19 protein-coding genes are annotated in these 21,489 nt (G+C 68.6%); 12 read left to right on the forward strand and 7 right to left on the reverse strand.

All coding sequences use genetic code 11. From position 1 onward, the window contains the following. Window positions 1-26: 26 nt before the first annotated feature. Window positions 27-635: a YajG family lipoprotein gene (locus tag MLE42_RS12605; RefSeq protein WP_243288241.1), complete on the forward strand. Its 609-nt coding sequence runs from the start codon at window positions 27-29 to the stop codon at window positions 633-635. Window positions 636-642: 7 nt separating this feature from the next. Here the strand turns inward: MLE42_RS12605 and MLE42_RS12610 are convergent, their stop codons facing one another. Continuing rightward, complete coding sequence (locus MLE42_RS12610) at window positions 643-1,554, reverse strand: 5'-nucleotidase (RefSeq protein WP_243288242.1); 912 nt, start codon at window positions 1,552-1,554, stop codon at window positions 643-645. A 22-nt stretch (window positions 1,555-1,576) separates the two neighbouring features. On the opposite strand from MLE42_RS12610, the gene MLE42_RS12615 reads away from it, so the two are divergent. Then, window positions 1,577-2,611, forward strand: coding sequence for a cysteine desulfurase family protein (locus MLE42_RS12615; protein ID WP_243288243.1), 1,035 nt, complete (start codon window positions 1,577-1,579; stop codon window positions 2,609-2,611). 28 nt (window positions 2,612-2,639) lie between these two features. Continuing rightward, window positions 2,640-4,322, forward strand: coding sequence for an aspartate:alanine exchanger family transporter (locus MLE42_RS12620; protein WP_243288244.1), 1,683 nt, complete (start codon window positions 2,640-2,642; stop codon window positions 4,320-4,322). A gap of 410 nt (window positions 4,323-4,732) precedes the next feature. On the opposite strand, the gene MLE42_RS12625 is transcribed toward MLE42_RS12620, so the two are convergent. Further along, window positions 4,733-5,902, reverse strand: coding sequence for an alkaline phosphatase family protein (locus MLE42_RS12625; protein ID WP_243288245.1), 1,170 nt, complete (start codon window positions 5,900-5,902; stop codon window positions 4,733-4,735). A gap of 30 nt (window positions 5,903-5,932) precedes the next feature. Between MLE42_RS12625 and MLE42_RS12630 the strand changes: the two genes are divergently transcribed. After that, window positions 5,933-7,123 carry a class I SAM-dependent rRNA methyltransferase gene (locus tag MLE42_RS12630; protein WP_243288246.1) on the forward strand — a complete coding sequence of 397 codons (1,191 nt, stop codon included), beginning with the start codon at window positions 5,933-5,935 and terminating at the stop codon, window positions 7,121-7,123. An 18-nt stretch (window positions 7,124-7,141) separates the two neighbouring features. Beyond that, complete coding sequence (locus tag MLE42_RS12635; RefSeq protein ID WP_243288247.1) at window positions 7,142-7,930, forward strand: hypothetical protein; 789 nt, start codon at window positions 7,142-7,144, stop codon at window positions 7,928-7,930. Between the two features lie 16 nt (window positions 7,931-7,946). Here MLE42_RS12635 and ttcA read toward each other — a convergent pair whose 3' ends face one another. Both ttcA and MLE42_RS12645 read right to left on the reverse strand, forming a co-directional pair. Then, a complete protein-coding gene (ttcA, locus tag MLE42_RS12640) occupies window positions 7,947-8,798 on the reverse strand; it encodes a tRNA 2-thiocytidine(32) synthetase TtcA (protein WP_243288248.1) in 852 nt (283 codons plus the stop codon). A gap of 4 nt (window positions 8,799-8,802) precedes the next feature. Continuing rightward, window positions 8,803-9,309: an Rrf2 family transcriptional regulator gene (locus MLE42_RS12645; protein WP_243288249.1), complete on the reverse strand. Its 507-nt coding sequence runs from the start codon at window positions 9,307-9,309 to the stop codon at window positions 8,803-8,805. Between the two features lie 85 nt (window positions 9,310-9,394). Between MLE42_RS12645 and MLE42_RS12650 the strand changes: the two genes are divergently transcribed. Both MLE42_RS12650 and MLE42_RS12655 read left to right on the forward strand, forming a co-directional pair. Then, complete coding sequence (locus tag MLE42_RS12650; RefSeq protein WP_243288250.1) at window positions 9,395-9,964, forward strand: thioredoxin domain-containing protein; 570 nt, start codon at window positions 9,395-9,397, stop codon at window positions 9,962-9,964. 40 nt (window positions 9,965-10,004) lie between these two features. Continuing rightward, entirely contained in the window at window positions 10,005-11,579 is a 1,575-nt protein-coding gene (locus MLE42_RS12655) for an ABC transporter substrate-binding protein (protein WP_243288251.1), read from the forward strand. A 6-nt stretch (window positions 11,580-11,585) separates the two neighbouring features. Here MLE42_RS12655 and MLE42_RS12660 read toward each other — a convergent pair whose 3' ends face one another. After that, on the reverse strand, window positions 11,586-12,608 hold the full coding sequence (locus MLE42_RS12660) for a helix-turn-helix transcriptional regulator (RefSeq protein ID WP_243288252.1): 1,023 nt from the start codon (window positions 12,606-12,608) through the stop codon (window positions 11,586-11,588). A 100-nt stretch (window positions 12,609-12,708) separates the two neighbouring features. Between MLE42_RS12660 and MLE42_RS12665 the strand changes: the two genes are divergently transcribed. Further along, window positions 12,709-13,587 (forward strand): DMT family transporter, encoded by an 879-nt coding sequence (locus tag MLE42_RS12665; protein ID WP_243288253.1) that lies wholly within the window; start codon window positions 12,709-12,711, stop codon window positions 13,585-13,587. A gap of 6 nt (window positions 13,588-13,593) precedes the next feature. Here the strand turns inward: MLE42_RS12665 and MLE42_RS12670 are convergent, their stop codons facing one another. Next, window positions 13,594-14,529 carry a site-specific tyrosine recombinase XerD gene (locus MLE42_RS12670; RefSeq protein WP_243288254.1) on the reverse strand — a complete coding sequence of 312 codons (936 nt, stop codon included), beginning with the start codon at window positions 14,527-14,529 and terminating at the stop codon, window positions 13,594-13,596. Window positions 14,530-14,668: 139 nt separating this feature from the next. On the opposite strand from MLE42_RS12670, the gene acpP reads away from it, so the two are divergent. The 4 genes from acpP to MLE42_RS12690 all read left to right on the forward strand — a co-directional run bounded on the left by acpP (window position 14,669) and on the right by MLE42_RS12690 (window position 18,866). Further along, complete coding sequence (acpP, locus tag MLE42_RS12675) at window positions 14,669-14,908, forward strand: acyl carrier protein (RefSeq protein ID WP_243288255.1); 240 nt, start codon at window positions 14,669-14,671, stop codon at window positions 14,906-14,908. Window positions 14,909-14,985: 77 nt separating this feature from the next. Beyond that, window positions 14,986-16,239, forward strand: a complete 1,254-nt coding sequence (gene fabF / locus MLE42_RS12680; protein WP_243288256.1) for a beta-ketoacyl-ACP synthase II — start codon at window positions 14,986-14,988, stop codon at window positions 16,237-16,239. A gap of 195 nt (window positions 16,240-16,434) precedes the next feature. Then, window positions 16,435-18,486: an excinuclease ABC subunit UvrB gene (gene uvrB / locus MLE42_RS12685; RefSeq protein ID WP_243288257.1), complete on the forward strand. Its 2,052-nt coding sequence runs from the start codon at window positions 16,435-16,437 to the stop codon at window positions 18,484-18,486. Continuing rightward, on the forward strand, window positions 18,486-18,866 hold the full coding sequence (locus MLE42_RS12690) for a hypothetical protein (protein ID WP_243288258.1): 381 nt from the start codon (window positions 18,486-18,488) through the stop codon (window positions 18,864-18,866). Before uvrB ends, MLE42_RS12690 begins: the two co-directional genes overlap by 1 nt. A gap of 30 nt (window positions 18,867-18,896) precedes the next feature. Here MLE42_RS12690 and MLE42_RS12695 read toward each other — a convergent pair whose 3' ends face one another. Beyond that, entirely contained in the window at window positions 18,897-21,443 is a 2,547-nt protein-coding gene (locus tag MLE42_RS12695) for a serine/threonine-protein kinase (RefSeq protein WP_275975903.1), read from the reverse strand. Between the last annotated feature and the right edge of the window lie 46 nt (window positions 21,444-21,489).

The following is a 21,489-nucleotide window of genomic DNA, read 5'->3' on the forward strand; positions in this document are numbered from 1 at the left end:
AAGTCAGTTTTATACCAGGAGGAGCCATGGATGCACGCCTGTTCCTCAGAAGCACTGGCGCGGGGGTCTGCCTGGCGATGGGCCTGGGCTGTGCCTTCACCACGGAGACCATCCACATCGCCTACCCGGGACCTGTCTCGGTCGAGAAGGTGAAGGGCGCCGAGGCGATCAAGGTCAAGGTGGAGGTCAAGGACCTGCGGCCCAACCCGACGCGGGAGGTGGCCAAGAAGATCAACGCCTTCGGCGCGGAGACCGCCCCCATCTTCAATGATGAGGATGTGCTCCCGCTGCTGAAGCGGGCGGTCGAGATGGAGTTGCGGGCCCGCGGATACGACCTTGAAGGCGGGAAGGTGCCCCTTCAGATCGAACTGCTGACCTTCATCCACCGCTACAACTCAGGGTTCTTCTCCGGCGACAGCCTGGCCGAGGTGAGCTTCCTGGTGCGCATCCGGGACGCTCAGGGCCGGGAGGTGTACACCGACACGGTCATGGACTCCTTCAAGCACGCTGCCGGCGTGTTCGGAGGAGGCAACGTGAAGCAGGCCTATGAGCAGGCCCTGCCGGGCGCTGTCCGGAAGCTCATGGGCAAGGCCGAGTTCCACGCGGCCCTGGCCAAGGCCGCGGAAGGCGCCTGAGCTCGCGTCAGTTCTTCGCGGCCTCGTTCTTCACGCCGCTCACCACATGCCCCGTCGGCCCCACCTTGGCGGCGGTGTCGCAGTAGCCCGTCTGGTCGTCGAAGAAGAAGTCCGGCTCGAACTCCCGCAGGAAGTCGGCCTTCTCCAGGCCGCCCAGGAACATGGCCTCGTCCACTTGGATGTTCCAGGCCATGAGGGTGCGGATGGCACGCTCGTGGGCGGGGGCGCTGCGGGCCGTGACGAGGGCGGTGCGGATGCGCATGGGCGCGTCCGGAGCCGCCTCCTGGAGGGGCTGCAGAGCCTCCAGGAGAGGCTTGAAGGGGCCCGGGGGCAGGGGGACCGCCGCCCGCTCGATCTCATGGGCCTGGAAGGCGGCCAAGCCGCCTTGGGCATAGACGCGCTCCGCCTCGTCGCTGAACAGCACCGCGTCGCCATCGAAGGCGATGCGGATCTCCTCCGGATGGCGGTCCGCGGCCAGGGCGCTGTCGGGATAGACCCGCGCCGCGGCGAAGCCCGCGTTGAGGGCGGCGCGGACATCCTCCTCCTTGGCGGAGAGGAACAGGTTCGCCCCCAGCGAGGTGAGGTAGGGGTAGGGGTTCCGGCCGCGCGTGAAGACGCCGCGCTCCAGCTGGAGGTTCGACTCCTGGGCGCTGCGGAAGACCCGCAGGCCGCTCACGGGGTCGTTGCGGGAGAGGATCACCACGGCCACCCGGCCCTCGTTCCCGGCGTTGAAGGCCAGCAGCTTCTTCACCAGCGGGTAGGCCACGCCGGGTTGGGCGGGCACATCCAGCCGTGAGAGCTGGAGCTCCATGTAGGCCCGGTCGTCCGATTCCTCGAACACCCGGTTCTCCTCCTCGAAGTCGAAGAGGGCCCGGCTTGAGATGGCGACGACGAGCTTGCCTTCCAGGGATTTGGGCATGGGCCCAGGGTACATTGATGTCATGTCCAGGCTCTACTTCGATGCCAACGCCACGACCCCGCCCCATCCGGAGGCTGTGGAGGCGGTGCGGCGGGCCATGACGGAAGACTGGGCCAACCCCACCAGTACGCACCGGGAGGGTCAGCGGGCGCGGTTCCGCCTCGAGGAGGCCCGCCGGGAGCTCGCGACCGCCCTGAAGGTGGCGCCGGGGGAGCTGGTGTTCTGTGCCAGCGCCACGGAGGCCCTTCACCTGCTCATCCGCGGCCTTCATCCGGCTCTGGGGGACCGGCCCGCGGCGGTGTTCCCGGGGGAACACAGCGCCTGCCTGAACCCCCTGCGGGACTGGTCCCGGGTGGCCTGGCTGCCGGAGACCCCCGCGGACTGCGCCACGGTGGTGCAGATGGCCGCCAGCAACGAGACGGGCATCCTCTACGCGATGCCGTCAGTGCTGGATGCCGTGAGGATCAAGGATTGCTGCCAGGCCTGGGGCAAGGTGCCCGTGGACCTTTCGGACTGCGATGCCGCCGTGTTCAGTGGCCACAAGATGGGCGGCCCTCGGGGTGCGGCCCTCCTGTGGCTCCGGCCGGGTCTGCCTTGGGAGCCCGTCATGGAAGGCCCCCAGGAGCGGCGCCGTCGGGGCGGCACGGAGGATCTCCCGGCGATCCTGGGCCTGGCAACGGCGGCGCGACACTTGACGGAGCGTCAAGCCCGGAACGGCGCATTGGCCTCGGTTCGCGATGCCTTCGAGGCGGAAATCACCGCTTGGGATCGCGACATCGAGATCATCGGCCAGGGCTCACCCCGTCTGCCGAATACAAGCTGCGTCCTGTTCCGGGGTCGTAACGGCGAGGCGTTGCAGGTGGCCCTGGACCTCGCCGGCTTTGCCGTGAGCACGGGAAGCGCCTGCCACAGCGGGGCCGTGAAGCCCAGTCACGCAATCATGACCTTGGGGTATAGTTCGGACGACGCGCGCTCGGTGCTTCGTTTCTCGATGCTCCCGGACGCGCGGCCCGACGAGGTGGAGGCCCTGGCGGCGGCCATCCGGCGGTTGACATGATCCCCAGGTGATCCTGAGCGGGGCGGGCATGATCGAGCAGACTCTCTTCTTCTTCGCGCACAACCCGCTCCTGATGCTGTTCGCCGTGGTGGCACTGGGCTATCCCATCAGCAAGATCCGGATCGCCGGCGCCTCCTTCGGCATCGCCAGCATCCTCTTCGCCGGCATCGCCCTGGGCGCCCTGGTGATGGCGCCCGGCCTGGATCCCGGCCTCAAGAAGGACATCTCCCGCGAGATGAAGCTGGTCTACGAGCTGGGCCTGGCCGTGTTCGTCTACGCCATGGGACTCTCCATCTCCCACAGCTTCTGGGCCGCCTTCAGCCGCGAGGGCATGAAGAAGAACGCCGTGGTCGTCCTGGTGATGGTGGCCTCCATGGCCTTCGTGGTGCTCCTGGCCCGCCTGATGGGCTTCAACGCTCGCTACGCCGCGGGCCTGCTCACGGGCAGCTTCACCAACATGCCGGCCCTGGCGGGCGTCATCGAGCGCGTGAAGTCCATGGGCGCAGGTCCCCTGGAGCTGGCCCAGCCCACGGTGGCCTCGGCCATCGCCTACCCCATCGGAGTGCTGGTGCCCATGCTGGTCATCCTCGTGAGCCCGCGGCTCTTCCGGGTGAACCTGCAGGAGGAGGCGGACGGCCTCAAGGACTACCAGACGGGCCATCACAAGCTGGAGGTCTGGACTCTGAGGGTGACGAGACCCGAGGCGGAGTCCCTGACGAAGCGGGAGGTCCGCGCGGCCGGCCGGTTCCAGGTGGTCTTCGGGCGGGTGCTGCGCAACGCGGAGCTGCTCTTGCCGGGGCCTGACTTCCGGCTGAAGCTGGACGACCTGGTGACCGTGGTGGGCGCGCCGGACGATCTCGTCCAGGTGGCGGCACTCATCGGGGAGCGCAGCTATGTGGAACTGGACCGGGATCAGAGCGCGCTGGATGCCACCCGCGTCTTCGTCTCCAACTGGGAGGTGGTGGGTGTGCCGCTCGGCAAGCTGGATCTGGTGAACAAGCGCCAGGCCATCATCACCCGCGTGCGGCGGGGAGATCTCTGGTTCGTGCCGGCGGGCGACACGGTGCTGGAGCTGGGCGACAGGGTTCGTGTCACCACCCGCCGGGACAACATCGAGGCCATCGAGGCCTTCTTCGGGGACAGCTACCGCGCCCTCAGCGAGGTGAGCTTCCTCACCTTCGCCATGGGCCTGGCGGCGGGCCTGGCCCTGGGCCAGCTGCCCATCCCCCTGGGCCACGGCATCGTCTTCAAGCTCGGCTTCGCGGGCGGGCCCCTGGCCGTGGCGCTGATCCTCGGCCGCTTCCACCGGATCGGACCTCTGGTCTGGAACTTCCCCTACAGCGCCAACCACACGGTCCGGCAGTTCGGGCTGGTGCTCTTCGCGGCGGGCATCGGCGTGATCTCCGGCGAGGGCTTCCGGGCCATCGTGGCCGGCAACGCCGGCGTATTGCCCCTCTTCCTGGGCGCGGCCTTCCTGGTCTGCCTGATGGCCGATTCGCTCACCATGCTGATCGGGTACAAGGGCTTCGGCATCCCCCTCAACGTGATGTTCGGCATCGTGGCCGGAACGCACACCCAGCCCGTGGTGCTGGGCTACGCGAACCACCAGACGGGCAACGAGCTGCCCAACGTCGGCTTCGCCACGGTCTATCCGCTGGCCACCATCCTCAAGATCGTCCTGGCCCAGGTGCTGCTGGCGCTGATCCGCTGAGAGTGCCTAACAAAACCCCCACGGGGCCGCGCGAGGGGCGCCGGGCGAGCGAGGCGAGGAACGCGAGGGAGGCTCCGGCTCCACGAGCCGTAGGCGAGTGGGAGGCACGCAGAGCGTGCCGTCAGACGGAGGGTGTAGCGGCATCGCCCTCCACCTGACGGTCCCTGCCTCGGAGGGCCCTCCCGCTCGCAAGCTCGCGGAGGTGGAGCCTCCCCGCCGGCCCTCGCCCGGAGGGAGAAAGCCAGGTGGGCGTTCCGCGGCGTCAGGGCCCTTGAACGATGTCCCGCATCGCCCTGCGGGCCCTTCCTTCTCGGTATCGCCTTCGGCGATACGCGAGACAAACTGATATCTGCGGTGCATCCCACCTGGCTTTCTCGCGGCCTCGTCGGGGTTTTGTTAGGCACTCTGAGTCAGCGGGCGAGCAGCGCCGCCACGGGCTTTCCGTCCGGAGCCTGAGCCCACCGGACGCCCAGCCACGATGCCGCGGTGGGGGCAATGTCCCAGGCGGGCACGTCCGCCAGGGGGCCCTGGCCCGCCCCCAGCACCACCAGCCAGGACCGCATGGGCGCGGATTCCGGGCCATAGGCATGGGCGCCGGCGCGGCCGTGACGCTCGGATTCATCCTCGCGGCTGCTGCGGGCCTGGGAGAGCCAGGTGCCCAGCGGAGCCAGGACGACCACATCGCCCACCCGCGGGCTGCCGCCCAGGTGGTAGCGGACGGGCACCGCTTCGCGGGGCCATGCCTTCAGGCCAGCTTTGCGGAGGCGGGCCAGGGCGCGGGCCCGGTCCCCGGGCTGCTTCAGGTAGACGTAGGCGCTGCCGCCGTGGGTGATGAGGTCCACCGGGATGCCGTCGAGGACGCTCGGCAGATGCACGCGGCGCTTCATGGGGACCATGCCGTGGTCCGCCGTGAGGATCACCCGCAGGTCCGGATGGGCGGCCCGCATGCGCGTGAGCCAGGGGGCGAGCTCCGCGTCGATGGCCCGCAGCTTGGCCAGGGCTTCGGGGCTGCCGGGGCCCTTGAGGTGGCCCTCCTCGTCGCTGCCGGAGAGATAGGCCATCACCAGCCTGGCGCCGTCCGCCAGGGCCGATTCGCAGAAGGCCAGGCCCTCCGCGTCCGGCACGCCGAGCTGGAAGGGCCGCATGCGCCAGGGGGTCACGCCCTCCCAGGGGCCGGAGGCGCCCACCCAGTGGAAGACGGCGGTGCGGACGCCGCTGCGGGTGGCCGCCACCCACAGTGGCTCCCGCAGGATGTCCTCCACCCGGTTGGCGGCGGGGACGCGCTGCCGGTCCTCCGGCCGCAGGTAGCCATTGGCCACCACGCCGTGGTGCTCGGGCCAGCAGCCCGTAGCCAGGGTGACGTGCCCGTTGAAGGTGGTGGCGGGGAAGGGCGGGAGCACGGCGGCGCGTCGTCCCTGCTGAGCCAGGGCCCAGAGCTGCGGCATGGTGTCCGGGCGGAACTGGTCGGCGCCCAGGCCGTCCTCGCTGATGAGGAGCACCGGACCCGCTTCGGGCTTCGGGGCCCCGGCCCGGAGGGGCAGAAGGGCGAGGAGGAGGGCGAGCAGGGCGAAGCGGCGCATCGCTCTAGGCTATCAAGTTAATCTGAAGCCATGAACGTGCCCCGCTGGCCCTACCCGCTGCTCCGCCTCAAGCCCGGCAAGGAGGGACTCCTCTCCAAGCGCCACCCCTGGGTGTTCTCTGGCGCCTTGGCGCGGCCCTCGGAATCGACCCTGGTGCGCCTCGCCGATGATTCCGGCCAGGTGCTGGGCGTGGGCACGGCGAGCCCCGCGAATCCGCTGGCGGCGAGGATCTTCCGCTTCGAGGACGCGCCCCTGGACGAAGCCTTCTTCCGGTCGAGGTTCGAGTCCGCCCTGAGGCTGCGCAAGGATCTGGGCCTGTGGAGCGCCGAAGGTGGCTGCCGCTGGGTGTTCGGCGAGGGCGACGGCCTGCCGGGCCTGGTGGTGGACCGCTACGCCCAGGCGCTGGTGCTCCAGGTGGGCACGGCCGGCCTGGAGGCCCTGCGCGACACGTGGTGGCCCATCCTCTTCGAGCTCGGCAAGCGCGAGGGCATCACCGCCTTCGTGGAGCGTAGCCAGTCCGGCCGGAAGGAGGAGGGGCTGGAGCCCGTGAACCGCCTGCTCAAGGGCAGCCTGGGTGGGCCCGTGACGGTGCATGAAGGTGCCGCGAAGCTGAGCGTCGACCTGCTGCAGGGGCAGAAGACGGGCTTCTTCCTGGACCAGCGGGTGCACCGGCTGCAGGTGGGTGCCCACGCCGAGGGCTGCCGTGTGCTCAACACCTTCGGCTACACCGGCGGCTTCAGCATCCACGCGGGCCTGGGCGGCGCCTCGCAGGTGGCCACCCTGGACATCAGCGCTCCGGCCCTGGACCAGGCGGAACGGGACTGGGTGGCGAACGGCCTGGACCCGGCGGTCCATGTCCGCATGGAGGGCGACGCCTTCGAGCTCATGCGCCAGCTGGAGCCCGGCGGCTGGGACCGCGTCATCGTGGATCCGCCCGCCTTCGCCAAGCAGCGCAAGGACGTGGACAAGGCCTTCAGGGCCTACAAGGATGTCTTCCGCCTGGGCGCCCGCGCCACGGCCCCCGGGGGCTTCCTGTGGGTCTTCTCCTGCAGCCAGCACCTGGACCGCATGCGCTTCCAGGAGGCCGTGTGGACAGCCCTGCTGGAGACCGGCCGCGAGGCCCGCGTCCTGGCCCACCTGGGGCAGCCCGCGGACCATCCCTACGCGCTGAACCATCCGGAGGGGTTCTATCTCAAGGGGCTGTGGCTTAGGGTGGAGTGATACCCCCCCGAGGCCTCCATGGATCACGATCACTATGCACCCCCCCAGGCGTTCCTGGAGGATGTCCCGTCCCCTGCCACGGGTCCGCTCGTGCCTTTCGAAGACAAGGCCACCTACCCGGACCTGGGGACCCGGATCCTGGAGACCTTCCGCTGGATCCTCCGCGACCGGGAGCGGGCCGGTGAGGCGTTCCGGGAGACGGATGGCCTCGGATCGCCCCTCTGGTTCATGTGCCTCCTGGGGTACCTGCCGGCCGTGATCCCGGGTCTCCTGGCCGTGTTCCTGCCCCGGACACCGTTCTGGATGGCCTGGCTGCATCTGCCGCCTGCCCGCCCGGCCCAGGGATTCCTGCTGGTGATGGCGATCGTGTCCGTCCTGGTGTTCGCGCCCGTGGGCCTGCTGATCGGTGGCCTTGTCGGGGGCCTGCTCAACCACGCGGGGCTGTGGATGGCGCGGGGTACGAAGCATGGCCACGGGCTGAGCTCGTCCCTCCGGTCCACGCTGTACACCGCCGGCGTGTTCGCCTGGATCCTCTTCCCCTTCAACCTCGGGAAGTCGCTTCCGGGCTTCGCGGGCCAGGTCTTCCAGGCGCTCGCGGGACTGCTGCTGTTCCTCCTGCCCACTACCTATCAGGGGATCATGCTGGCGCGGACCCACCGGGTGGAGACCTGGCGCGGAGTGGCCGGCGCCTGGATCCCCGGCCTCATCTTCCTGTTCTGCCTCGGCTCCTGCCTCGGCCTGGCCTTCTGGTTCGCCGGGGACACCATCATGCAGGCCATCCGGCAGGCCAGGCCCGGCATGTTCTGATCCGGTTTCCGGGCGTCTACCCCAGCCGTTCCACGGCCTCGTCCACGCCTTTCGCGCTCAGCGCCCCCTGGCTCAGATCCAGCAGGTGGCTCAGCTTCACGTTGCCCATGGCGCCGAGCATGGAGGCTTTGAGGCGCGGGATGCTGCCTTCCATGGATGCGATGAGTTCCTTCACCTGCTTGCGGCGACTCTCCAGGCTGGAGCAGCCGCAGAGGGGGCAGCCGCAGGGCACGATGGGGAAGCCCCGCAGCCATGCGTAGCGCTGAAGGTCCTTCTCCTCGCAGGTGCCCAGGGGGCGGATGACGGTGTTGGCGCCATCGTCGCTCTCCAGGCGCAGGGGCATGGTGCTCAGGCGGCCTTCGAAGAACAGGTTGATGAGCAGGGTCTCCAGCAGGTCGTCTAGGTGGTGGCCCAGGGCGATCTTGGAGAAGCCGCGCTGCTTGGCGAAGGAGTAGAGCACGCCGCGCCGCAGCCGCGAGCAGATGATGCAGGGCAGCTCCTCGGGCTTCCTGCGCACCATCTTGTCGATGGGGGCGGGAATGATGTGGTGGGGCACGCCGAGGCGCTCGCACACCTCGGCGATGGGGTCGGGGTTGAACTGGGGGAAGCCCGGGTCCACCGTGACGGCCTCCACGGCGAAGGTCACCGGGGCGCGCTTCCGGAGCCGCTCCAGCACGTCGAGCAGGGCCCATGAATCCTTGCCGCCGCTCACGGCCACCAGGATGCGGTCGCCGCCCTCGATGAGCCGGTAGGCGGCGTTGGTCTCACCCAGGCGGCGGGCGATCTTCTTCTCGAGCCGGGGCAGGGTCTTGAGCTCAGCTTCGGTGGGTGGCAGGGCCAGGCTGGGGAGGGCGCAGGGATTGCTCACGACTCTACATCACGCCGCAGGCCTTGCGCTCGCCGCGGACAATCTGGCCCTGGACGTCCTTCACGTATTCGGGGCAGGTGCAGTCGGGGCAGGTGTTGCTGGCGGTCTCCGAGCAGAGGTCCGCGAAGGTCACCTTCTCCATGAAGGCCGAGATGTGATCGGAGAGCCGGTTCCAGAGCATGAGGCTCATGCGCTCGTCGGCCATGAGCACCTGGTTGGCGGCGCGGGGATCATCTTTGGCCACGGCGTAGAAGCTGCTGTCCGTGAGGCGCAGGATCTCGCCCACGCTGACCTGGTTGCAGGGCCGCGTGAGGATGTAGCCGCCCTTGGGGCCGCGCACGCTGGCCACGACGCCGGCCTTCTTGAGCTTGTTGAAGATCTGCTCCAGGAAGGGCAGGGAGAGCTTCTGGCGCTCGGCGATCACATGCAGGGGCACCGGCTGGCCGTGGCTGTGGTGGGCCAGGTCGAACAGGGCCTGCATGCTGTACCTGCCTCGGGCCGAGATCTTCACAAAACCTTCTCCAGGTTCCAGGCTAATATTCTTGAGTGATTGAGTCAAGTTTATCGCAAGACTAGACTGGCATCCGGAGATTCCCATGAAAGCTGTCTTCCTGGCCCTAGGAACCCTGGGATTGCAGGCGGAGCCGCCTGCGGTCCCGCCACCGATCCCGGCCACCACGCCGGGAGGCCTGCCCTGCGATGCCAAGGACCACCAGCCCCTGCTGCTGGGGCCGACCACCGCGAAGGAGATCCTGGCCCACCGGGCCGTCTTCCGGGACACGGTCGCGGGCATCCAACTGCCGGCGGAGCTGACGGCCCGATGGAAGGCCGTGCGCCGGCCCCTCACGCTGGTCGCCGTCTTCGGATCCTGGTGCGGCGACAGCCAGTATCAACTGCCGGACCTGCTGGCCCTGGAAGCAGAGCCCAGTTCGTTCATCGAGGTCCACTACCTGGGCGTCTATCGGGACAAACTGCTCACGGAGGCCCAGTGGCCCAAGGGCTGCGCCCCCCAGCCGGTGGTCCGCGTGCCGACCTTCTACCTGTTCGCCACCCAGCCAGGGGGCGGGCAGAAGCTGGTGGGGACCGTGGTGGAGAATCCGCCCCGAGCCGGTGAGCGCATGGCGGAGGCCCTGGTGGAGCTGGTGGAAACCGCCGCCAAGGATTAGATTTCAGTCCCACCGTGATCCGACCGATGGAAGGGGCACGATGCCTTGGCGTTCCCTCCTCCTGACCGTCTGCCTCTTCTGGGGCCTGGGTGCCGTTGAGCCCATCCGGGTGGCGGTGGACGGCTGGACCACGCTGAACCCCCTGCTCATGACCCGGGACACGGATGGCGAGGCGGTGGACCTCGTCTTCGATCGCCTGGTGACCATGAACGCCGACGGGACCTTCATCCCCGGGCTGCTGCAGGGGTGGACGGTCCTCAAGGGCGGACGGGAGGTCGTCCTCGACCTGCGCCCGGGCATGACCTGGCAGGATGGGACCCCCATCGAGGCGGAGGATCTCGTCTTCACCTGGAAGGCCCTCCGCATGCCCCAGGTCCGGGCCATCGCGGACACGGCCGGCGGGGTGGCGTCTCTGGACAGTCTGGTGGCCGAGGGTCCCCTGCGGGTGCGCATCCACCTGGCCCGGCCCCGCGGCACGCTCCTCTCCGACCTCTACAACTTCATCCCCGTGCCCCGGCGCCACTACCAGATCGGCCCGAAGCCCCAATCAGCCCCCGTGAACTTCCAGCCGGTGGGTTCGGGCCCCTATCGGGTCGTCGGCAAAGCCACCACCACGCACCTGAGGCTGGAGCTCTGGCCGGGTTACCACGGGGTCCACCCTGGGGCCTGGCCCACCTTCGAGTTCATTGATTCGTCGGAGGAGACGAACCTCGTCCAGGCCCTTCTGGAGCGCCGGTACCACTACGCTCTGGTGAGGGCTCTGCCGCACTACCTGGTCCGGAAGGGCGCCCAGGGCGGAGGCCGCCTCCAGGCCTTCTCGGTGCCCCAGGCCGCCTTCGGGGCCTTCTTCCTCAACTGTGACCCCAAGCTGAGTCTGCTGGGCGATGTCGCGTTGCGCCAAGCCCTGGCGGAACTGGTGCCCTGGCAGGAGCTGGCGCGTGCCCGGCGCTTCTTCCCGGCCCGCCTTGCCTCCGCCTTCTGGCCCCCCGAGAACTGGGCTCACGACGATACGCCGCGGCCGCTGCCCCAGATTGGACGGGCCGAAGCGATCCTGGAGGCCGCCGGATGGCGGATGGGTGCGGATGGGATCCGGCATGACGCGCAAGGCCGGCCCCTCACCCTGGTGGCCTACGAGCAGAACACCTCCGTCAGCCGCAGCACGGCGCGTCTCCTCGCGGAGGAGGCGGCGAAGGTGGGCATGCGCATCGAGGTCCGGCGGCTGACCTTCGAGGCGCTCACGGAGAAGTCCACGAATCACGATGGGGACATCTGGTCTTATGGATGGACGACCTCTCTGGATCCCGACGTGGATGCCCCCCTGTTCACCAAGGAGGGCTATCGCACCAAGGCGAACGTGAGCAGCTACCTGAATCCGGAGGTGGACCGGCTGTTCGAAGAGGGGCGCTACACGCTGGACCGGGTCTCCCGCCGGAAGATCTACCTGAAACTCTCGGAGATCATCTGGCGGGACAAGCCCGTGATCCCCCTCAACTACATTCTCGTGAGGGTGCTCGCGGACGCCCGGCTTCGCGGGGTGTCCTTCAATGTGCTGGGACAAGCCTACGGTTTCTGGCCCGGCAAGCGGGGCTGGAAACTGGAGGATGCCCAGCCCTGACCTGGGTCAGAGCCGGTCGAAGTGGATGACCTCCACCTTGCCGGGCTTGCCCTTGGAGGTTTCCTCCCGCTCCCGCTCGGGGCGGGGTTCGCGATGGGGCCTGGGCTCGGGCCGCGCTTCGGGTTTCGCCTCGGCGTGATGCTTGGGTTCGTGCCGGCGAGGTTCGGGCTCGGGCCGAGGCGCGGGCTTCGGCGCTGGGGCCGGAGCCTGGCGGTCCCGGCCAGCCCACACGGCGCCCACCTGCTTGATGCGGTCCACCAGCCGGGCGGGTTCCAGCACCTGGATGCCGTCGCCGAACTGCATGGCCCAGCGGGCGATGGCGCGCAGGTCCGTGGCGGTGAAGGACACGAGGGCCTGTCCGTCGCCCTGCTCCTCGATCTTGAAGCGGGGGAAGGCCGGGGGCGCCTGCTTCACGGCGAAGACCCACTGCTTGAGCAGAGTGGCCTTCACGGCGATGGGCTCGCCGCCCAGCCAGCCGCCGATCTGGTTGGCGGCGGTGCCCTCGGCGTAGGGGCCCTGGGCTGCCCGGCCCACGCCCTCCACCTCGTTCACCTCGGCCAGGAGGTCCACCCGGTGGTGGCGCTCGGCGTTGTAGCGGCGGTCCCAGCCCCACACATACCAGGCCTGGCTGAGGGCGTCGAAGGTGAGCTGCCGGGGTTCGAAGGTGCGCGGCGCGTTGGCATCCGCATCGGCGAAGATGAACTCCACGGCGCGACCCTCGCGGATGGCGGCGAGGAGAGCATCCACCAGGGCCGATGGCGCGGCGGCGACCGCGGCCTTCTTCGCGACCGGCTTCGGGGCCGGAGCGGCAGGGACGATGGGTTCCGGCGGTGCCGGCACGATCTCGACAGCCTTCGCGCCCTTGGCCTTCGCCGGGGCCTTGGCGGCCTTCTTGGCCTTGGGTTCGGCGGCCTCGACCTTCTTGGCGGGGGCCTTCTTCGCGGGGGTGGCCTTCGCCTTGGGGGCGGGTTTCTCCACTCCGGCGGCTGTAGCGGTGGGCTTCTTGCGGGGGGTCTTGGTGACGGCCATGGGTTCGCGGCTCCTGGCCCATCATCGCCCATTCCGCCAGGGGCGGTCCATTCACAAATCCGCGGGGGCCATCCTGCCCGTCCGCAGCCATGCTGGAGGGATGGGTCATCGCAACCTCCGCTTCGCCGCCGTCATGGGGCTCCACACGTTCATCTCCGCAGGCACTTACCTGTTAGGGAAGCCCGCCGCGGACGCGATCCCGACCCTGGCTCTGGGCCTGTTGCGCTTCCTCATCGCCGGCGCGGGATTCCTGATCCTGGCGCGGTTGCGGCACCTGGAGCTGTGGTCCGTGGCCCGGTCGGAATGGCGGGCCTACCTGTCGGCGGGGTTCTTGGGCGTGACGCTGAACCAGCTGGCCTTCCTCGGGGGCTTGGCCTTCACCTTGCCATCCCATGCGGCCCTGCTCTATGCACTGACGCCCACCGTGGTGCTCCTGCTGGCCTGGGCCCGGGGCCAGGAGCGGCCTGGCCCACGGAAACTGGGCGGGTTGGTCTTGGCCTTCTCCGGCGCGCTGGTGCTCTTCTCCGGCAAGGCGGGCGGCGTCCTGCCGCCCCGGTGGATCCTGGGCGACCTGCTGGTGTTGGTGGCGGTGGTCGCCTGGGCGGGCTATACCGTGATGAGCCGACCCCTGGTGCAGAGGCACGGGGCCCAGCGTGCCACCACCCTATCCATCCTCTTCGGCCTCGCGGTCTTCGCGCCCCTCGGCGCCCTGGGCCTCCCGGGCCTGAAGGTGGCCGCCGTCCCTCCCGTGGCCTGGGTGGGCCTGGTCTACCTCGGCCTGATGACCAGCGTGGTGTCCTACCTGCTGTGGTTCCATGCCCTCTCCATCAAGGAGCCGAGCCGGGTGGCCATTGCCACCAATGGCCAGCCCGTGGCCACGGCCATCCTCGCCTGGATCTTCTATGGGCAGGCCATCACTCCGGCCTTCGCGGTGGGCGCCGCGCTGGTACTGGGGGGCGTGCTGCTGACGCAGCTGTGAAGCCCCTCATCCACCAGATCGGGGGTGCATCTGGTCGTAGAGGGCGCGGAGCCGGGCCTGGTGGACGTGGGTGTAGATCTGGGTCGTGCTGATGTCGGCATGGCCGAGCATGGCCTGGACGGCACGGAGGTCGGCGCCGTGGTCGAGGAGGTGCGTGGCGAACGCGTGGCGCAGGACGTGCGGGCTCACGGCCTCCGGGCGGAGGCCCGCGGTGCGCGCGTAGCCCTTCAGCAGACGCCAGAGGTGCTGGCGCGTGAGGCCCTCGCCCCGCTGGCCCACGAACAGTTCCGCGCCTTTGGGCTTGAAGCCCGGGCGCAGCGCCAGCCAGGCGCGGATCCAATGCTCGGCGCCCGCTCCGAAGGGGATCAGGCGCTCCTTGCGGCCCTTGCCCATGACCTTGAGGAAGCCCTCATCCAGAAACACGGACAGAGCCGGGAGCTCGGCCAGCTCGGACACGCGGAGGCCCGAGGCATAGAGCAGCTCCAGCCAGGCGCGGTCGCGCACGCCCAGGGGGGTGGTGGTGTCCGGGGCCTGCAGCAGGACCTCCACCTGGCTTTCGCCCAGGGTGCGGGGGAGGATGCGGGGCGGGCGCGGCGGCTTGACCACCGCCTCGGGCCCCGCGCCCTCACCGCCTTCCATGCGCAGGAAGGACAGGAAGGCGCGCAGGCTCGAGCTCAGCCGGGCCAGGCTGCGCGGAGCCTTGCCCTCGGACTGCTGGGCCACCAGGAAGGCCGTGAGGTGGTCCCGCGCGAGATCTGTGGGGGAGACCTCCCGGCCGCAGGCCCAGGCGGCCAGGTGGTTCAGGTCCGAGAGGTAGCCCGAGGCCGTGTGGGGTGAAAGCCCCCGTTCCACGGCCAGGAATGTGCGGAACTCCCGCAGGCTGGCGCCCCAGCCCAGGGGCCATCCATGTTCGGGTTCTTCAAGGGTCTTGGGGCGGGGCATGGGTCCATCCTCCACAGCGCGGGCCCAGGCGCAATCCTTCTGCCAGCCTCCGAGCAAGGGTACGGGCGTCTTTACTCCGGGTTTGGACAATGGGGCGGGGGTGTGTTAGGGTTTCCAGGTTCGTTTGGAGGAGCCCACGATGGCTGATGTGCGTAAGAAGGTCATTGCGATCATTGCTGAGCAGCTGGCCAAGCCCGAAGATTCCATCTCCGAATCCAGCCACTTCGTGGACGACCTCGGCGCCGACAGCCTCGACACCGTCGAGATCATCATGGCCATCGAAGAGGCCTTCAGCCTCGAGATCCCTGAGAGCGAGCAGGAGAAGATCCGCACGGTGGGCGATGCCATCGCCTACATCGAGAAGCACGCGAAGGCCTGATCCATCGCGATCGTGACGTGCCGCAGCGCCCCCACGGCCCTGCGGCACGTTTGTTTTCCGTTTCAAGAGGTGAATCCATGACCAGGACCGTCCAGCGTCGCCGCGTCGTCATCACCGGCATGGGGACCATTAACCCCTGCGGCCTCACCGTGCCCGAAACCTGGGACAACCTGCTGGCGGGGAAAAGCGGCATCGGCCCCATCGATCGCTTCGACGCCACGGACTTCGCCTGCAAGATCGCAGGGCAGGTGAAGGGCTTCAACCCGGACCCCTTCATCGACAAGAAGGAACAGAAGAAGATGGACATCTTCATCCAATACGCCCTGGGCGCGGCCCACGAGGCGTGGGTGGATGCAGGCTTCGACCAGGTGCAACTCACCAAGGCCGAGCGGGAGGTGTTCGGGGCCTACATCGGCAGCGGCATCGGCGGCCTCAGCACCATCTGGGACGAGGCCAACGGCTACCGCGGCCCCCGCCGCACCAGCCCCTTCTTCATTCCCAGCCTCATCGTGAACATGGCCAGCGGCCAGGCCAGCATCAAGTACGGTCTGCAGGGGCCCAACAGCGCGGTGGCAACGGCCTGCGCCACGGGCGCCCACGCCATCGGAGACGCGGCCCGCCTCATCGCCTTCGGCTATGCGGATCGCATGATGGCCGGCGGCAGCGATTCGGTCGTCAACCAGCTGGGCGTGGGCGGCTTCGCCGCCATGCGGGCCCTCAGCACCCGCAACGACGAGCCCGAGCGTGCCTCCCGGCCCTTCGACGTGGACCGTGACGGCTTCGTCATGGCCGAGGGTGCGGGCATCGTCATCCTCGAGGAATACGAACTGGCCAAGGCCCGGGGCGCCAAGATCTACGCCGAGGTTGCCGGCTACGGCATGAGCGGCGACGCCAACCACATCACCAGCCCGGCTCCCGAGGGCGAGGGTGGCCAACGGGTCATGCGCGCGGCCATCAAGGATGCGGACATCGCACCCGAGGAAGTGGGCTACGTGAACATGCACGGCACCAGCACGCCCGTGGGCGACAAGCTGGAGTGCATGGCCATCCAGAAGGTCTTCGGCGACCACGCGAAGAAGATCAAGGTGAGCAGCACCAAGTCCATGCACGGGCACCTGCTGGGTGCCGCCGGCGGCCTGGAGACCATCGTCGCCGTCATGGCCGTCAAGACCGGGAAGATCCCCCCCACCATCAACGTGGACCACCAGGACCCCGAGTGCGACCTGGACGTGACCGCGAACGTGGCGGGCAAGCTGGACTCCGAATACGTCATGAACAACGGCTTCGGCTTCGGCGGCACCAACGGGTGCCTGATCCTGCGGAAGGTCTGAACAGCAGGCCGATTCGCCAAGAAGACCGAAAGCAGAACGGACGAAGACACTCGCAGAGAAAAGAGGAGATGAGCGGAGATCGCGGAGGAGGAAGGCCTGGCTTTTCTCCGCAGTCTCCGCCCTCTCCGCGGTCCTCTGCGTGAGTGGTTATTCTTTCTTTTTTTATTCGCGTCTTCGTGCTTTCCTTTTCTTCCCATGGCCAAGGCAATCCCCTTCAAGCTCGTGTCGCCTTACTCTCCCGCCGGAGACCAGCCGGAGGCCATCGCCCAGCTGGTGGCGGGCCTCGAGCGGGGGGACCGGGCCCAGACGCTGCTGGGGGTGACGGGCTCCGGGAAGACCTACACCATGGCCTCGACCATCGCCCGGGCCGGCCGGCCGGCGCTCATCTTCGCGCCCAACAAGACGCTGGCCGCCCAGCTCTTCAGCGAGTTCAAGCAGTTCTTCCCCGAGAACGCCGTCGAGTACTTCGTCAGCTACTACGACTACTACCAGCCCGAGGCCTACGTGCCCGAGCGGGACCTGTTTATCGACAAGGACGCGAAGATCAACGAGGAGCTGGAGAAGCTGCGCCTCAGCGCCACCCGCTGCCTGCTGGAGCGGCGGGACACCATCGTGGTGGCCTCCGTCAGCTGCATCTACGGCCTGGGCGATCCCAGCTCGTATCTGAACCTGTCGGTGACGTTGAAGACCGGCCAGAGCATCGACCGCGCCATGCTGCTGCGGGATCTGGTGGCCATCCAGTACCAGCGCAACCACCTCAGCTTCGAGCCGGGCATCTTCCGCGTGCGGGGCGACGTGGTGGAGGTCTATCCAGCCTACGAGGATGTGGCCTACCGCATCGAGCTGTGGGGCGACGAGGTGGAGCGGCTGTCGAAGATCGACCCCCTCCGTGGCGTGGTCATCGAGAAGCTGGACGAGCTCACCATCTGGCCCAAGACCCACTACGTGACCCCCGAGGACAAGCTCAAGGCCGCCATCCGCGACATCAAGGACGAGCTGGAGGCTCGGGAGGAGGAATTCCGCGCCGCGGGCAAGATCGTCGAGCTCCAGCGCCTCCACCAGCGCGTCATCTACGACGTGGAGATGATGAAGGAGATGGGCCACTGCAGCGGCATCGAGAACTACAGCCGCTTCCTCGACGGCCGCCAGCCCGGCCAGCCGCCCCACACCCTGCTGGACTACTTCCCCGAGGACTTCATCGTCTTCATGGACGAGAGCCACGTGGCCACGGGCCAGCTCCACGGCATGTACAACGGTGACCGCTCCCGCAAGACCACCCTCGTGGACTACGGCTTCAGATTGCCCTCCGCCCTCGACAACCGTCCTCTCAAATTCGAAGAATTTGAGAGCCGCGTGAAGCAGGTCGTCTACGTCTCCGCCACCCCCGGCGATTACGAGCTGCAGCAAAGCGGCGGGGCCTTCGTGGAGCAGGTGGTGCGGCCCACGGGCCTGGTGGATCCCCTGGTTGAGGTGCGTCCCGTGGGCAGCCAGGTGGACGATCTGCTGGAGGAGATCCGCAAGACCGTGGCCCGGGACGAGCGGGTGCTGGTGACGGTGCTCACCAAGAAGCTGGCGGAGCAGCTCACGGCCTACTACCAGGAGCTGGGCATCAAGGCGGAATACCTGCACAGCGAGATCGACACTCTGGAGCGCGTGGAGCTGCTGAAGAACCTCCGACGCGGCGTCTTCGATGTGCTGGTGGGTATCAACCTGCTGCGGGAGGGTCTGGACCTGCCGGAGGTGAGCTTGGTGGCCATCCTGGACGCGGACAAGGAAGGCTTCCTCCGCAACACCCGCAGCCTCATCCAGACCATCGGCCGCGCGGCCCGTCACGTGAACGGCAAGGCCATCCTCTACGCCGATGTGATGACGGGCTCCATGAAGCAGGCCATCGGTGAGACCGAGCGGCGCCGGCAGAAACAGCTGGCCCACAACGCCGCCCACGGCATCACGCCCGAGACTGTGAAGCGCAACCTGGACGACGTCATGGGCGAGGCCCTGGCGCGGGAGTTCATCAACGTCACCAAGGAGGAGCAGGCGGCCGAGGAGCCGCTGCTCTACTTGGAGGACAAGGCGTTCGAGCGCGAGGTGGCCAAGCTGGAGAAGCGCATGAAGGAGCTGGCTTCGCAGATGAAGTTCGAGGATGCCGCAGCACTCCGCGACCGCATCCTGCACGCCCGACGGGAGCGGCTGCTGGGCACCGGCGATTCGCCCTTGGCCATGGCTTCCGGGCCGGTGGTGGAGTGATGGACCGCGGCCTCCTGCCCTCCAGGACTTTCGCGACATGCATGATCGGGGCCTTCCTGGCCTCGGGGATTCCCTGGTGGCTGGCGCCTTACAACCGCTTCACCTTCTCCCATCCGGCGGCCATCCTCGGCTTTCTGGCTTTCGTGGTCCTGGCGGCCTGGTTCGCCGGGGGGACGGAGCTCGGCTTCGGCCGCACCGTCCTGGCCGCGGGCGCGGCGGTGCCGGCGGCGGTGATGATCCGGGTGATCGTGGATACCGCGAAGGATCCGACCTCGCACAACCTGTGGCCCTTCGAGGTGGCCCTCACGGGCGCTTTCGCCTTCGGCCTGGCGGCGGGTGCCGCCCTGCTGGGTCTGCTGTTTCGTCGCCTGCTCCGCTGACCGGGGCCGCTCTCCCGCGGGAAGGCAGGCCTAGCGAAGCCCTTCGTAGAGGTAGAGCTCGGACAGCACGCGGCGGTAGGCGTAGGCGTAGCCCCTGGCGTCCGGCGTGAGGAGGAAGTTGCTGACCGTCATCCCCGCGAGGTCTTCCGGGGCGATCTCCAGAAGCTTCTTCCGGGCGCCGGTGGTGAGGTCGAGGTGCGTCACGGTGCAGGGCATCTCGTGCAGGTCCACCACCCATAATCCCTTGCCATCGGGCGCCCAACGGACCACCCGTTCCAAGGGGTGGAGGCCCGGGATGGGTTGGGACTTGCCGTCCTCCAGAGAGAGGATCCGGTCCTCCTGTTCGCTGAGGCGGGTGGTGATGCGGCGCCCGTCCGGGCTGATGGGCTGCCCGAAGAACTGGTACCCCGGCGCGGTCAGGGACTCCGCCGGTCGGCCGTCCAGGGGGATGGCGAAGAGCCGGGTTCCCTCGCCGGGGCGGTTGGCCTGCACGAGCAGGCGGCGGCCATCCGGGAACCAGCGCAGGCGGTGGATGGTCTCCAGGCCGGAGGAGGCTAGGGTCAGGACCTCCCCGGCCCCCGTCGGGAAGATCTGGATCTTGTTGCGGGTTCCGGGAGAGAGCGCCGCCACCCGGTGTCCATCGGGGCTGAGGATGGGGTAGGCGCCCTTGGCCAGCCGCACCGCCGGGCTTCCATCCGTCTTCCGCAGGTAGATGTCGTACTGGATTCCCGAACCTTCACCCTGCTCGTTGAAGATGAGGGTGGACCCGTCCGCGGAGAGATCCTGCACCAGGGACCAGTCCAGCCAGGAAAGCTCGCGTTCGCGGTCGGCGCCGGGCCGCAGGCTCTGGATGCCCGTGCGCATCACCTCCTTGGCGAGGAGCACGCGGCGCCCGTCGCGGGAGATGTCATGGAGCGTGAGGGGGGCGGGCACATTCAGGACGAGCCGCGGTTCGCCTGAGCCGACGGCATAGAGGCCCCTGGCCACACCGTGCGTGGCGGCCGTGAACCAGACCTCGTTCCCCTTCCAGGCCAGCCCCTGGATGCTGGGCCAGGCGCCGGTCAGGGGATGGCGGTTCCCCTGCCGGTCCACCACGACGGGATAGCCGGCATCGTCGCCGGACACCGGATGCTCCAGGTAGGCGACCCGATCGCCCTTGGGCGAGACCCTGGGATGGCTGATCCATCCGGAGGATTCGGCGATGGGGTGTCCCAGCGGGAACTCGAGGCGGGCCTTGCCGTCCGCGTTGCGGACCACCAGCAGCTCGGATCCGTCCGGGCTCCAGTCGGCGGCCACCACCTGCTCCATCAGGGCCCTCGGGGCGCCTCCCGCCAGGGGGACCACCCCCAGGGTGCCCCGCCACATCCAGCTCTGGATGGGGCGGCTGCCCAGGGCGATGGCGAGCTCCCCGGTGCGGGAGAGGCCCAGGAGATCCGCTTCGGGCAGTTCAAGGGTGCGGCTCTCGGGGCTGTCGGGGCGGGTGGAGTGGACCATGAGCGGTCCGCCGGACCAGGCGGCGCTGTAGAGCACCTCCTGGCCATCAGGGCTCAGCCGCGCGTTCCGGATCAGCCCCTGCCGGAAGGTGAGCCGCTTGAACGTGGGCGGTTCCCGGTGGTCCAGATGATGGCCGAGGCCGAAGCCCAGGCCTCCCAGGACCAGCGCGAGGGCCACCCAGCCCACCCGGCCCTGGAAGATCCGGGCCAGCCCCTGGAGCGTCACCCCCTTGCGCTGCAGCGCCGCCAGGCGCGACGCCAGCTGCTGGGCCGTGGGGAGGCGGTCTTCCGGATTCTTCTCCAGGCAATGCTTCAGGAGGTTGATGAGCTCGGGCGAATAGGGGCTGGGGGACGCGGTCCGCATCGGCGGCTCATCCTTGAGGATGGCGTTGAGCACTTCCACCGGCGACTCTCCGGAGAAGGCGCGGCGGCCGAACAGCATTTCGTACAGCAGAATGCCGCAGACGAAGAGGTCGGCCCTGGGATCCACCTCCCGCCCCCGGATCTGCTCCGGAGCCATGTAGCCGACGGTGCCCATCATGGTTCCGACCTGGGTCTGGTGGCTCGTCTCGGGGCGCTGGATCAGGGTCTGCTCATCCAGTAGGGTCGGGAGCGCCTTCGACAGGCCGAAGTCCAGGATCTTGAGGCGGCCCTCCGTGGTGATGAACAGGTTCCCCGGCTTCAGGTCGCGGTGGATGATCCCCCGCTCGTGGGTGGCGGCCAAGCCAAGGGCCAACTGGTGGGCCAGGTCCATGGCCTCATCAGGCGGGAGGGCCCCGCGCAGCAAGCGCTCATGGAGGGTCTCGCCCTCGAGGAGCTCCATGGCGATGTAGGGTGTCACGCCTTCCGTGTCCCACCCGTAGATCGCCGGAAGGGCGGGGTGCTCGATGGCCGCCAGGGTCCGCGCCTCCTGCTGGAAGCGGGCCAGCCGCTCGTCGGCCTGGGCCGAGGCATGCCCCAGGACCTTGAGGGCCACGGGGAGCTGGGTGCGGGTATCCAGGGCACGGTAGACCTGCCCCATGCCGCCCAAACCGAGGGGAGACTGGATCTCATAAGGGCCAAGCCGGGTTCCGGGCGGGAGCATGGGAGTGGGAAGATTGTGGCTTTGATTAAAGAATAATCCAAGCCGA

The organism is Geothrix terrae, assembly GCF_022808775.1.
Classification (GTDB): Bacteria; Acidobacteriota; Holophagae; order Holophagales; family Holophagaceae; genus Geothrix; species Geothrix terrae.